The sequence below is a fragment of the Nitrosopumilus sp. genome (assembly GCF_025699255.1).
Taxonomy (GTDB): Archaea; Thermoproteota; Nitrososphaeria; order Nitrososphaerales; family Nitrosopumilaceae; genus Nitrosopumilus.
In genome coordinates this window covers 65,617-76,473 of record NZ_JAILWA010000007.1, presented here as the reverse complement: position 1 = coordinate 76,473, position 10,857 = coordinate 65,617, and the positions used below count along the sequence as shown (strand labels likewise).

Below are 10,857 nucleotides of genomic sequence, written 5' to 3'. Positions count from 1 at the left end.
CCAGCTAAAAAGACAGTAGCAAAGAAAAAGGCAGTGAAAAGAAAACCAGCTAAAAGAGCAATCAAGCTAAAAAGAAAGGCATCTAGGCGTAAATAGAAGTCAATTATACGAAATTATTTAACGAATTTATGTCCAGATCAATGAGAGTGCCCATGAATAAATTAGATCCTGTTTTATCTAAAGCATGTAATGAAATTACTCAAAACTTGCTAACTATTGGAGAACCAAGTAAGAAACAGGTAAAAGAAGAGATCATAAAAATTTGTACAAAATATGCATTACAAAGAATTCCAAAAAATTATGAAATATTATCAATGGCAAAAGAATCAGATTTTGATAAATTAAAAAAAGTTCTGATAAGAAAGCCTGCAAAGACAGCATCAGGAGTTTCAGTAGTTGCATTAATGCCAAAACCATATGCATGTCCGCACGGTCGTTGTACGTATTGTCCAGGAGGGATTGAATTTAATTCCCCAAATAGCTATACAGGAAAAGAGCCATCATCATTAAATGCAATCCAAAATGAATTTGATCCAAAATTGCAAATCACGTCAAAGATTGAAAAACTAATTGCGTTTGGACATGATCCATCCAAAATGGAAATAGTAATTGTGGGAGGAACATTTTTGTTTATGCCAAAAGATTACCAAAAAGATTTCATCAAATCATGTTATGATGCCCTTAATGGAACAGATTCAAAAGATTTGGAAGAGGCTAAATCCAATAATGAACATGCAGTCATAAGAAATGTAGGATTTACAATTGAAACAAAACCAGACTATTGCAAACAAGAACATGTGGATTTAATGTTAAGTTATGGAATTACAAGAATAGAAATCGGGGTTCAGTCACTACAAGAACGGGTTTACAACATTGTAAACAGAGGACACAACTACAAGGATGTAATAGAATCATTCCAGATTTCAAAAGATGCAGGATATAAAATTGTGGCACATATGATGCCAGGATTGCCCACAATGACACCAGATGAAGACATTACAGATTTTAAAAAATTGTTTTCAGATCCACAGTTACGTCCAGACATGCTAAAAATTTACCCATCATTAGTCATTGAAAATACACCACTGTATGAAGAATACAAACAGGGAAAGTATACACCGTATTCGGATGAGGATATGATTAAAGTTCTAACAGAAGCCAAAAGGAACATTCCAAAATGGGTCAGAATCATGAGAGTCCAAAGAGAAATTTCCCCAAATGAGATAATTGCAGGGCCTAAATCGGGAAATTTGAGGCAAATTGTGCACCAAAATCTTGCAAAACAAGGATTGTCTTGCAAATGCATTAGATGTAGAGAAGCAGGGTTATCAAATAGAAAATCAGGAGGAGACATAAAACTAAACAGAATAGATTATGACTCGTCAGGAGGAAAAGAAGTATTTTTGTCATATGAAGACAAAAATGAATCAATTTATGGATTTCTGAGATTAAGAAAACCAAGCTCAGAGGCACATAGAGACGAAATTGATCAAGATACGTGCATTGTTAGAGAAATTCATGTGTATGGAAAATCTTTGAAGCTTGGAGAAAAAGAAGAAGATGAAATACAGCATTCAGGGCTAGGAAAAAATTTGATGAAAGAGGCTGAAAAAATATCCAAAGAAGAATTTGACGCAAAGAAAATTTTAGTCATTAGTGCAGTAGGTACAAGAGAATATTATCAAAAGATAGGGTATTCGTTATATGGGCCATACATGTCCAAAACATTGAACTAGTGAAAACAAATGACAGAGCAAGAAATTATTGGGAAAGGAACTTGGATTGACAAATTAGCATCAGAATTATTAGAACGTGAAAAAGCACTTGGAAGAAATACAGATCTTTTAAGAGTCGAAAGTGGGCTAGGGGCATCAGGCATTCCACATATTGGAAGTTTAGGAGATGCAGTAAGAGCATACGGGGTTAAACTAGCATTAGAAAATTTAGGATACAAATCAGAATTAATTGCATATTCAGACGATCTTGATGGTTTAAGAAAAATTCCTGAAGGAATGGAAAAGTTTGGTTTAGAAGAACACATCTCAAAACCAGTTTCATTAATTCCAGATCCTTATGGATGTCATGATTCTTATGGAATGCACATGAGCAGCATACTCTTAGAGGGATTAGACAAAGTAGGAATAAAGTATGAATTCAGAAGAGCAGTGGATACTTACAAACAAGGATTACTAAAAGAACAAATTCACACAATATTACAAAACAGCACCAAGATTGGCGATAAGATTTCAGAATTAGTAGGACAAGAAAAATATCAAAAATATTTACCATACTTTCCAGTGTGTGCAAACTGTAATCGCCTCTACACCGCAGAAGCTTCTGAATACATAGAAGATGAAAAGAAAGTGAAATACACATGTCATGATACAGAGATAGGCTCAAAGATGGTCAAGGGATGTGGACACATAGGCGAAGCAGACATTGGAAAAGATTTAGGAAAACTAGCATGGAAAGTAGAATTTGCTGCAAGATGGACTGCATTTGACATAAGATTTGAGGCATATGGAAAAGACATCATGGATTCAGTCAAAGTAAATGATTGGGTCGCAGATGAAATCTTAGGATTTCCACATCCCCATCATGTAAAATATGAAATGTTTCTAGACAAAGGAGGAAAAAAGATTTCAAAATCATTAGGCAATGTGATAACTGCACAAAAATGGTTAGAATTTGGCAGTCCAAAATCAATTTTGTTATTGTTATACAAAAGAATCACAGGTGCAAGAGAATTAGGATTTGACGACATTCCATCATTGATGGCAGAGTATAACGAACTTGAAGACATTTACTTTGGTAGAATCAAGGTAGATAATCAAGCAAAACTGATCAAATCAAAAGGATTGTTTGAATACGTGAACCTGCTAAATCCTCCAAAGCAATCTAGCACACATGTTAACTATAGATTAGTTATTGAACTAGCAAAAATTTTCAAAGAAAACAGAACAGAAAGAGTACTAAAAAAATTATTGGATTATGGAGTGATCAAAAATCCAGAACCAGAAATAGAAAAGATCATCGAGCTTGCCGGAAATTATTCAGATGAATTCGATGAGCAAGAAAAAATGGAGATTGATTTAGACAACACTACAAAAACAGCTTTGAAATTACTTGTAGACGAATTAAATGGGGAAACAGAATTAGAAGATATTCAAAATACAATTTATCAAATTGCAAAATCAAACAACATACAACCAAAAGATTTCTTTAAAGTATTATATCAAATAATCCTTGGAACATCAAGAGGTCCAAAGATAGGGCCATTCATCTCAGACATAGGAAGAAAACAAGTAGCAAAAACACTCTCAGAGTACACATAATCATGGTTCACGGAGAACACAATAAATCAAAAAACAGCGGGGGGTTTGCATTAATAATATTTGGAGCATTGTTGTTATTCCTTGCCCCCCAAGAGGCAACAACGAAAACAGGTTTAGGGCCAATTGCATGGATAGCAGGAATAGTGATTGGCAGTATTGGGTTTTATCTGAAATTCTTCAGATGGAGAATAAAAAAAGAATAAGAAAGGTTCATCTTTTGGAGGAAAACGATTAGGGATATGGGGCTTTTTGGTAAAAAGAAAACAGAGGAAATTCAAGATTACAGCGAAGAAAAGACCCTAAAAGCGGAACTGGAATTAGAAGTAGAGAAATTACAAAATGACTTTAGAGAAAAACAAGAGGCATTAGATAAAATTAATGAAAAAACAGCCACGGTAAAAGAAGAATATGATTCAACAGTAGGCAATCTGATGTTGGTCAAAAAAGAACTAAATCAAAAAATGATGGAATTAGACATCATAAAACGAGAATATAAGGAAATTCAAGAGAGAAATAAAAAATCAGAACTAATTAAAGATACAGAATCAATTGATAAATTCAAAAAGACTCAAGGAGAACATGCTAAAATAAAAGAAGAGTTAGAAGAATTTGCAAAAAAGTATGAAGAGATCAAAGAGCAAATTTCACAAGAGCAAACAATATTGCACAATATTAAAAAGCAACAAGTCGAAGTTGAAGAAGAATTAGAAGAAGCCAATTCTCGATTATATAATGCAAAACAAGAGTTAGACAAAAAAGACACATTTGAAGACACAAGTGTATTATCACAATCAGAAAAAGAATTCATAGGAGTAAACGAGGAGAATAAAAAAACATCTGCAGGAATAATTGAAGCTGCAAGTGCAGTAGTAGGATCATTAAAATCAAAACTAAACACCACACAAAAAGAACTAGACGCAATACAAACACTATTGCAAAACGAAAGAGATGATCATGAAAAGACTAAACAAGAATTAGAAAAACTAAAGCAATCTACAAATTTTTCTGAGGAATCATAATTCTGCAAAATGTTTTTTCCATTTTGATTTAATTTCTTTTTCTGAAATCCCCATATCATACAGAGGCGAAATCACTTCAGATACATCAGAGACATTAACTAAAACAATTGAATTTATTTGACTTTTAATCCCATTTTTTCTATAATAACTTAAAATGTCCTCATAAAGAATGCCTTCTTGAAGAATTTTAGCAGTGCCCTGAAACAAATATCCTTTTCTAAGCAAAGGATCTATGACATTAATTTCCACATTTGAATTATTTTGAATATTTTTCATAGTATCAGGAGAACGAATGTCTGCAAAAGCTAGAGAATCTGCCGTCCAGCCAATCACTGTGCCTTTTGGAGAGATGTTAGGTTTACCATCAGCAGATACAGTTGCAACATACGCAAGTTTTTGAAGATTAAGGAAATTTTTGATTTTTTCAGTAATCATGTATAGATAATTTCAGAATAGAATGTATTTAGTTTTCACAATTAACGCATGAATTCAGCCATCTCAATCGAGAAGAAAAAGAAGCCTATTCCTCCACCAATAATCGCTATCCAGGCAGCAATTTGTTTAATTTTCGACATCTAATGTAATATCTCAAACTCATTATTGAATCTAATTGCTCAGTTTAGACAATTATAATTATACAAACAAGCAATACAAATCATGGCAAGTATCAAGGATATTGGGAAATTCTTTTTATTCATAGTAGGAGGAATCGTTGCCATAATTGTTGGTTCATTTATGATTAGAGGGACAATGCACATGTGGGATAAACCAGGCGAAGGTAAACCAAAGAAAAAGGACTAAAACAAGTTCTTTTAAAGAAAATTAGAGTTGTTACAAGATTCATCCATTAGAAAATCATTGGATCAATATATTCAAAGAAGAATTCAAGAAATTCCTACAGAGATAAAACAAACATTTCCTGCAATCAAACAAATTTGGAAATGTGAAAATCAACTAGATTTTCTATATGGCTATTATGTTGGAAAAATTGAAGAAGGGGCACTACATTATTTGTTAAAAGCAACTCGTGCATCAGCTGGAGGATATGTAGATACTTTTGAAATTAGAGGGATTATTGAAATGCAAAAGAAAAATTTGTACGAAGCCATAAAATCAGCGACAAATTAGTGAAGTAGAAATAGGACTTCAGTTTAATCAACACATGGTAGGACCAAAGGATGGAGGATTTGGATTTGATCAATCAAAAAAATATACTAGTGTAGATAACATTGAGGAGATTTGTGTTCAATGTCAAGCAGGCCAACATAAAAAATGCTTAAAGAAATCAAAAGATCAGGAAAATTGTGAATGCGAGCATTGCATGATTTATGGTTAAGATTAAAGAGCAGATAATTTATTTTCTAATTCCTGGATTTCTTTTTGGTAGGAATCAGAAACATTTTGGGCAAATTCTTTGTGTGCTGAAATAATAGAAAGCAATGCTTCTTTGTATTCAGAATGGCCTTTCTTTATGACATCACATGATTCAAGTGAAGTGATGTGACCAGTGACAGTTGCAATTGCACCCTTTTGATTAAATTTTACTATTCCACCAAAGGCTTCAAGTAACATGTAAGCAGATTCGGCTTTACACTTGTAAGTCACTCTACCAGTTTCGGTATTAAATAATTGAGTTATTCCACCAGGTTTTTTTGTTACAGTAACTGTCATGACAGAACTGAAATAATGAAGTATTAATTATTTTAGAAATTTATGCAGCTGCAGACTCATCGGCACCTGCAGTAGATGCCAAAAATTTGTCGATTTCATTAACTGCAAGTTTATCACGTCCAAGTAAATCAAACTTTTGTAAAATATCTTCAAATTTGGATTCTTCTTGGACTTGTTCATTTACAAACCACTCTAGAAATGCATATGAGCAATGATCTTTTTCTTTATGGGAAAGCTCAACAATTTTATGAATTGCTTTTGTGACAGATTGTTCATTTTTCAAAGCGGTTTTGATTACGCCCTCAAGAGATTTGTAAGAAGCAACAGGAGCTTTTACAGCAGGAATTACAGCATTGGCACCAATATCATTTAGATATTGTACAATTTTCAACATATGATCTCGTTCTTCAGAAGATTGAGCAAAGAAATACTTTGCAGCACCGTGATAACCTGTAATTTGACACCAAGATGCCATTGCAAGATAGCTGTTTGAAGCAGCAGATTCCATTGCAACTTGATCATTCAGTGCTTTTTTCATTTTACTGGAAATTCTCATTATTTACAAGTACACTATACACAATCTATTAAAAAAACTTACTAAAATTAGGCAGACATAAGAAAAATTATGTAATTTGAAATGGTCATAAACTTAGTTTTAAAAAAGCAAACATTATTGCAAATCCAAAAAGAAAAAGAATTCCAGACAAACTAAGAATTTTTAATCCTAAAGAGGGCTGATGTTCTTTATCAAGATATTTTCCAGTTACCAATCTAAAATTAAAAATAGCAATTATTGGTGCTATAATAAAAGACAGCACAGTTGCAAAATCAACTAATTCTTTAAGATTATTTCCAAATTGAAATATTACCACTAAAGAACCTGCAGATATCAAAAATAGGAAGAGAGTATAGAAAGTGCGAAATTTTGTGCGTATTTTTTCTTCTTTTTTAGTAAATATCAACTCTATAGTTCGTTGCAAAGACCTTGAATAGCCATCAAAGACAGCAATTATTGTTCCAAACATTACAGTAAATGCAGATGCTGCTATTATCAGATAGCTCCAATCACCAATTGTTTTTGTGTATAGAGTTACAATCTCATGTGCAAAAAGAGAATTGTTGTTGGGTAGTTCTTCACCAGTCCCATAAAAAATGAAAGAGCCTAAAACAACAAACATTACTGCAAGAATTCCAGTAATGAAATATGCTAGTCTAAATTCAAGTAATGTTTCTTTTAATTTTGGTTTGTATGTGGTTTGCTTCATTCTTTCTAGGGTCCACAAACTATTCCAACTTGAAAGATCTACGGCAGTAGGCATCCATCCCATTAATGCAAGTAAGAAGAAGATTCCAGAAACATCCCAAAGATCTTTTGGTTCAAATCCAGACACAGATTCTGCAGGACCGTGATACAATGTGAATAAAAATGCAGAAACAGTTGAAACCAGTAAAACAATTGCAATAATCTTAACCAGACTATCAAGTACATGATATTTTCCAACTGCCAAGATGCCAACACAAATGGCAAATAAAATCACCACAGTCCATTCGCCAAGAAAATCAATTCCAAATAGATTCTCAAAAAATCCGGCAGTTACAAATCCCACAGCACCAGTAACAAAAAACATTGAAGCGATAGTAAGTAAAAAGTACAACCACAATGCAGGGGTACCAAGTTTCTTGTAACCATCTATAATACTAGTTTGAGTAGAATTTGCATACCTAGAACCAAATTCAAAAAATGGATATTTCATCAAAGTTACTAAAATTACAAAACCCAAAATTAAAAGGCCATAATCTGCACCAGCCCTAGTAGATTGCACCAGATGAGATACACCTATTGCAGTACATGCAAATAAGATTCCAGGGCCGGCAGTTTTGGAAAATTTAGAAAACTTTTCATTCATACTAACATGAAGAGTAGAAATCTTGCATATAACCTCAATTTTTAATTAATGTCAAGAAAAAATTCAAATTTAAATATTAGAGAAAAATAATTTTCTTATGTTATTTGGAGTGTTTGCAACACACAGTCCTGAATCTTGTCCGATAAACAATGAAGACAGTAAAAAAATATTCATGAAACTAGGAGAAAACCTAGAAACAGAGAGTAAAAAATATGATAATGTCAAAGTAAGGGAATTTTACATGTCGGTTTTAGAACACGAATGGACAATCATAATTGACGCAATTAATGCACATGATATTGAGAAACTTTGCATAGATGTCGGAATTTCATCATTAAGTACAGTCAAAATAGTTCCAATGAATTTGTATAGCGATACACTGAAAAAATTCCAGTCTAGTTAGTTATTTTTTAAATAAGTAACAATCAGACGTATGATCGTTTACCATTCCTACGGCTTGCATCAATGCATAGCATATAGTAGGCCCTACAAAATTAAATCCACGTTTTTTTAGATCCTTGCTTAATTTTTCTGAAATTTCAGTAGATGCAGGCAAATCATAATGATTTTTGAATTTATTCTTAATTGGCTTGTAATTGACAAACCCCCAAAGATATCGATCAAATGAACCGCATTCATCTTGGATTTTCAAGAATTGTGTTGCGTTATTGATTGCTGAATTTATTTTCAGTTTGTTACGAATAATAGATTCATCTTGAAGTAGTTTATCAACATGTTTTTGAGTAAATTTTGAGACTTTTTTTGGCTCAAAATTAGAAAATGCCTTCCTATAACCATCTCTACGATTAAGGATAGTAGTCCAGGAAAGTCCGGCCTGTGCACCTTCCAGTATCAAAAATTCAAATAATTTTTTATCATCATGTTGAGGCCTCCCCCATTCATTATCATGATATTTGATATTAGGTTCATCTTGGGCCCAGGTGCATCTTTTTTTCATAGTTTGATTTATGAAATGATTCAAAATAACAGTTACCAAAGAGATACACTATGAAATTAAATCCCCAGTTGCTGCAAATCAACAGAAACTTTCTCATCTGCTTTATCATTTCAGCGTCATTATCAGCAGTTGTTGCACAGTTATTAGAAAAACAAGAAAATTATCTTAATACAACAATTACAATAATTATAGGATACATTATTTATTTTGGGATTTTTTCTGTTTTGTTTTATTTTGATAACAAAGACAGATACAAAACAATGAAATCAAGTTTGATTAAAAAAGAATTGCTTGCATTAATTTCATCATTTGGAGTAGGAGAGATTATCTATCTAGGAATTAGGTGGCCAACGTTGTATTATTTTCTAGAAATTGGAATTGAGCCATATTTGGCATCGTTAATTTCAGAATTCATTGCAACAGGTTGTTACATGGCATCAGTTACAGTATTTCTCAGAAAGACAAAGACGTTTTAGCTATTTTGCCAATTGAGTTACCAAATCAGTCGAAGTGATAATCCCCACCACTTTACCATTCTCAGTAACTGCTAATTTTCTAATTTTTTTTGTAGTCATTCTTTCAGCAGCTGCAGATATAGGCTCATTGTGGTTTATTGTAATTAGAGGAGAAGACATTATCTTCTCTACGGGAGTATCAAAAGAGAGATTGTTTGCGGCAACTTTTGTTGCAAAATCCCTATCAGTGATTATTCCCACAGGGTTAGAATTATCTTGAACCATTATTGCCCCAATGCCTCCTTGTTGCATCATTTTTGCAATCTGTAGTGCAGTAGTAGAAAGATTCACAGTGATTAATGCTCTAGTCATAATATCTTGAACTAGAATAGAAGAAGAATTGAAATCTTCACGACTCATTACATGATTAAGAAATAATAATATTTAAGATCTTCATAAAGAATTAAATTTTTTAAAGTTAATTATTTTGAGAGGAATTTGTCTTCGTTTGCAGAGTGTTCTTTTGTAACATGTTCCATGAATTTGGATTGAATTTCAGTTTTATAATCACATAAACTGCATTTGTAGGTCTTTGAAATGATTTGTTTTGCTTTAGACGCTGCGCGAGCAACAAAGATAGTCAAGATTACTGCAATTACAGTTACAAGAATGGCATATGCAAGCATTGCTCCTAGTTGATCAGTAGTTCCAAAGACTTCTCTGAAGAGGGCTTTTATTGCGTCATTCCATGCAAGTGCAGCTACAAGTCCAAAGGCAGCTGCAATTAATGCTGCAATTTTATCTAAAATTTCAAATTTGATTGAAGTTTCTTTTTGTTCTTCATCAGCCAAAGGATTTCAAAATGTAAGTCTAATTACATGTATTAAAACATAAGGTCAAAATTACAAAATATCATTTAAAAAGAAATCATCAAATTCTTAAATTTTAGATAGAATTTTTTTCTTTTTTTCTTCAAATTCTTTTTTGGTGATTATTCCGGCTTTTTGTAAATCACCAAGTTTTTTTAACAAATCAAGATCATGGTGCTTAGAAGTTTTTAGTTTTGAACTTGCTTTAATTCCAGATTCAATTCCAGATTGTGTTTTCTTTTTTAGTTTAGAACCCAAAATACTTCCTTTAGATGCTAGTCTTTCGCTAATGTGATAACCTTTTTTCTTTGCATGTGCAATAAATTCTTCAGACTTTTGTCTTGTAACATCGTCAACAAGTTTGTGTTTTTTTGCCATTGAACCTAGTTCTTTAGTTTTCTTTTTGGCAAGTCTTGATTGTAGTTTAATATCTTTAATAATTTCATTTTTGGTTTTTCGTTTAAACCGTCTAGTGTATTCTTCAATTAACAACAATGGAAACGGACTATACTCTACATCAAGATAATATTTGATTATAGTGTCATCAGGTAATTTTTTGAGGTATTCTTTGATGGACTTTTCAGATTTTAATTCCACAATAATGGTTCATTGTTTACTCATAAAAAGATTCAACTTTGAAGAA

17 protein-coding genes are annotated in these 10,857 nt (G+C 32.4%); 9 read left to right on the top strand and 8 right to left on the bottom strand.

The features are described 5' to 3' along the window. Positions 1-152: 152 nt before the first annotated feature. Genes K5781_RS07555 through K5781_RS07540 form a run of 4 tightly spaced genes read left to right on the top strand, consistent with a single transcriptional unit; the run spans position 153 to position 4,354 of the window. The gene (locus K5781_RS07555; RefSeq protein WP_297442340.1) at positions 153-1,736 is read left to right on the top strand and encodes a tRNA uridine(34) 5-carboxymethylaminomethyl modification radical SAM/GNAT enzyme Elp3; all 1,584 of its coding nucleotides are present in this window, start codon (positions 153-155) and stop codon (positions 1,734-1,736) included. A 9-nt stretch (positions 1,737-1,745) separates the two neighbouring features. After that, positions 1,746-3,335, top strand: a complete 1,590-nt coding sequence (gene lysS, locus K5781_RS07550; RefSeq protein WP_297442338.1) for a lysine--tRNA ligase — start codon at positions 1,746-1,748, stop codon at positions 3,333-3,335. A 2-nt stretch (positions 3,336-3,337) separates the two neighbouring features. Next, the gene (locus K5781_RS07545; protein WP_297442336.1) at positions 3,338-3,538 is read left to right on the top strand and encodes a hypothetical protein; all 201 of its coding nucleotides are present in this window, start codon (positions 3,338-3,340) and stop codon (positions 3,536-3,538) included. Positions 3,539-3,574: 36 nt separating this feature from the next. Continuing rightward, complete coding sequence (locus K5781_RS07540) at positions 3,575-4,354, top strand: DNA repair protein (RefSeq protein ID WP_297442334.1); 780 nt, start codon at positions 3,575-3,577, stop codon at positions 4,352-4,354. Here K5781_RS07540 and K5781_RS07535 read toward each other — a convergent pair. Then, positions 4,349-4,789: a pyridoxamine 5'-phosphate oxidase family protein gene (locus K5781_RS07535; RefSeq protein WP_297442332.1), complete on the bottom strand. Its 441-nt coding sequence runs from the start codon at positions 4,787-4,789 to the stop codon at positions 4,349-4,351. The two genes, K5781_RS07540 and K5781_RS07535, sit on opposite strands and share 6 nt — an antisense overlap. Before the next feature lie 222 nt (positions 4,790-5,011). Here K5781_RS07535 and K5781_RS07530 point away from each other — a divergent pair, with 222 nt between their 5' ends. Genes K5781_RS07530 through K5781_RS07520 form a run of 3 tightly spaced genes read left to right on the top strand, consistent with a single transcriptional unit; the run spans position 5,012 to position 5,690 of the window. Then, entirely contained in the window at positions 5,012-5,155 is a 144-nt protein-coding gene (locus tag K5781_RS07530) for a hypothetical protein (protein WP_297442330.1), read from the top strand. Positions 5,156-5,182: 27 nt separating this feature from the next. After that, on the top strand, positions 5,183-5,482 hold the full coding sequence (locus K5781_RS07525; RefSeq protein ID WP_297442328.1) for a hypothetical protein: 300 nt from the start codon (positions 5,183-5,185) through the stop codon (positions 5,480-5,482). Between the two features lie 34 nt (positions 5,483-5,516). Beyond that, on the top strand, positions 5,517-5,690 hold the full coding sequence (locus K5781_RS07520) for a hypothetical protein (RefSeq protein ID WP_297442326.1): 174 nt from the start codon (positions 5,517-5,519) through the stop codon (positions 5,688-5,690). A 2-nt stretch (positions 5,691-5,692) separates the two neighbouring features. On the opposite strand, the gene K5781_RS07515 is transcribed toward K5781_RS07520, so the two are convergent. From K5781_RS07515 to K5781_RS07505, 3 genes are all read right to left on the bottom strand, one after another. Continuing rightward, entirely contained in the window at positions 5,693-6,025 is a 333-nt protein-coding gene (locus tag K5781_RS07515; RefSeq protein WP_297442324.1) for a hypothetical protein, read from the bottom strand. A gap of 40 nt (positions 6,026-6,065) precedes the next feature. Beyond that, entirely contained in the window at positions 6,066-6,581 is a 516-nt protein-coding gene (locus tag K5781_RS07510) for a ferritin (protein WP_366848108.1), read from the bottom strand. Positions 6,582-6,666: 85 nt separating this feature from the next. Continuing rightward, entirely contained in the window at positions 6,667-7,932 is a 1,266-nt protein-coding gene (locus tag K5781_RS07505; RefSeq protein WP_297442320.1) for a divalent metal cation transporter, read from the bottom strand. Between the two features lie 97 nt (positions 7,933-8,029). Here K5781_RS07505 and K5781_RS07500 point away from each other — a divergent pair, with 97 nt between their 5' ends. Next, on the top strand, positions 8,030-8,335 hold the full coding sequence (locus tag K5781_RS07500; RefSeq protein ID WP_297442319.1) for a hypothetical protein: 306 nt from the start codon (positions 8,030-8,032) through the stop codon (positions 8,333-8,335). Here the strand turns inward: K5781_RS07500 and K5781_RS07495 are convergent, their stop codons facing one another. After that, positions 8,336-8,890: a DNA-3-methyladenine glycosylase I gene (locus K5781_RS07495; RefSeq protein ID WP_297442317.1), complete on the bottom strand. Its 555-nt coding sequence runs from the start codon at positions 8,888-8,890 to the stop codon at positions 8,336-8,338. 50 nt (positions 8,891-8,940) lie between these two features. On the opposite strand from K5781_RS07495, the gene K5781_RS07490 reads away from it, so the two are divergent. Beyond that, a complete protein-coding gene (locus tag K5781_RS07490) occupies positions 8,941-9,366 on the top strand; it encodes a hypothetical protein (RefSeq protein WP_297442315.1) in 426 nt (141 codons plus the stop codon). Here K5781_RS07490 and K5781_RS07485 read toward each other — a convergent pair whose 3' ends face one another. The 3 genes from K5781_RS07485 to K5781_RS07475 all read right to left on the bottom strand — a co-directional run bounded on the left by K5781_RS07485 (position 9,367) and on the right by K5781_RS07475 (position 10,811). Next, positions 9,367-9,765, bottom strand: coding sequence for a CBS domain-containing protein (locus tag K5781_RS07485; RefSeq protein ID WP_297442312.1), 399 nt, complete (start codon positions 9,763-9,765; stop codon positions 9,367-9,369). Between the two features lie 62 nt (positions 9,766-9,827). Continuing rightward, on the bottom strand, positions 9,828-10,196 hold the full coding sequence (locus tag K5781_RS07480) for a DUF5654 family protein (RefSeq protein ID WP_297442310.1): 369 nt from the start codon (positions 10,194-10,196) through the stop codon (positions 9,828-9,830). Between the two features lie 87 nt (positions 10,197-10,283). Then, on the bottom strand, positions 10,284-10,811 hold the full coding sequence (locus K5781_RS07475; RefSeq protein WP_297442308.1) for a hypothetical protein: 528 nt from the start codon (positions 10,809-10,811) through the stop codon (positions 10,284-10,286). Positions 10,812-10,857 lie beyond the last annotated feature (46 nt).

Bases quoted from the DNA above. Each gene is read 5' to 3' on its own strand.
- K5781_RS07520 (WP_297442326.1), top strand. From the start codon at position 5,517: ATGGTAGGACCAAAGGATGGAGGATTTGGATTTGATCAATCAAAAAAA.
- K5781_RS07515 (WP_297442324.1), bottom strand. From the start codon at position 6,025: ATGACAGTTACTGTAACAAAAAAACCTGGTGGAATAACTCAATTATTT.
- K5781_RS07500 (WP_297442319.1), top strand. From the start codon at position 8,030: ATGTTATTTGGAGTGTTTGCAACACACAGTCCTGAATCTTGTCCGATA.
- K5781_RS07490 (WP_297442315.1), top strand. From the start codon at position 8,941: ATGAAATTAAATCCCCAGTTGCTGCAAATCAACAGAAACTTTCTCATC.
- K5781_RS07505 (WP_297442320.1), bottom strand. From the start codon at position 7,932: ATGAATGAAAAGTTTTCTAAATTTTCCAAAACTGCCGGCCCTGGAATC.
- K5781_RS07530 (WP_297442330.1), top strand. From the start codon at position 5,012: ATGGCAAGTATCAAGGATATTGGGAAATTCTTTTTATTCATAGTAGGA.
- lysS (WP_297442338.1), top strand. From the start codon at position 1,746: ATGACAGAGCAAGAAATTATTGGGAAAGGAACTTGGATTGACAAATTA.
- K5781_RS07510 (WP_366848108.1), bottom strand. From the start codon at position 6,581: ATGAGAATTTCCAGTAAAATGAAAAAAGCACTGAATGATCAAGTTGCA.
- K5781_RS07555 (WP_297442340.1), top strand. From the start codon at position 153: ATGAATAAATTAGATCCTGTTTTATCTAAAGCATGTAATGAAATTACT.
- K5781_RS07535 (WP_297442332.1), bottom strand. From the start codon at position 4,789: ATGATTACTGAAAAAATCAAAAATTTCCTTAATCTTCAAAAACTTGCG.
- K5781_RS07540 (WP_297442334.1), top strand. From the start codon at position 3,575: ATGGGGCTTTTTGGTAAAAAGAAAACAGAGGAAATTCAAGATTACAGC.
- K5781_RS07485 (WP_297442312.1), bottom strand. From the start codon at position 9,765: ATGAGTCGTGAAGATTTCAATTCTTCTTCTATTCTAGTTCAAGATATT.
- K5781_RS07495 (WP_297442317.1), bottom strand. From the start codon at position 8,890: ATGAAAAAAAGATGCACCTGGGCCCAAGATGAACCTAATATCAAATAT.
- K5781_RS07545 (WP_297442336.1), top strand. From the start codon at position 3,338: ATGGTTCACGGAGAACACAATAAATCAAAAAACAGCGGGGGGTTTGCA.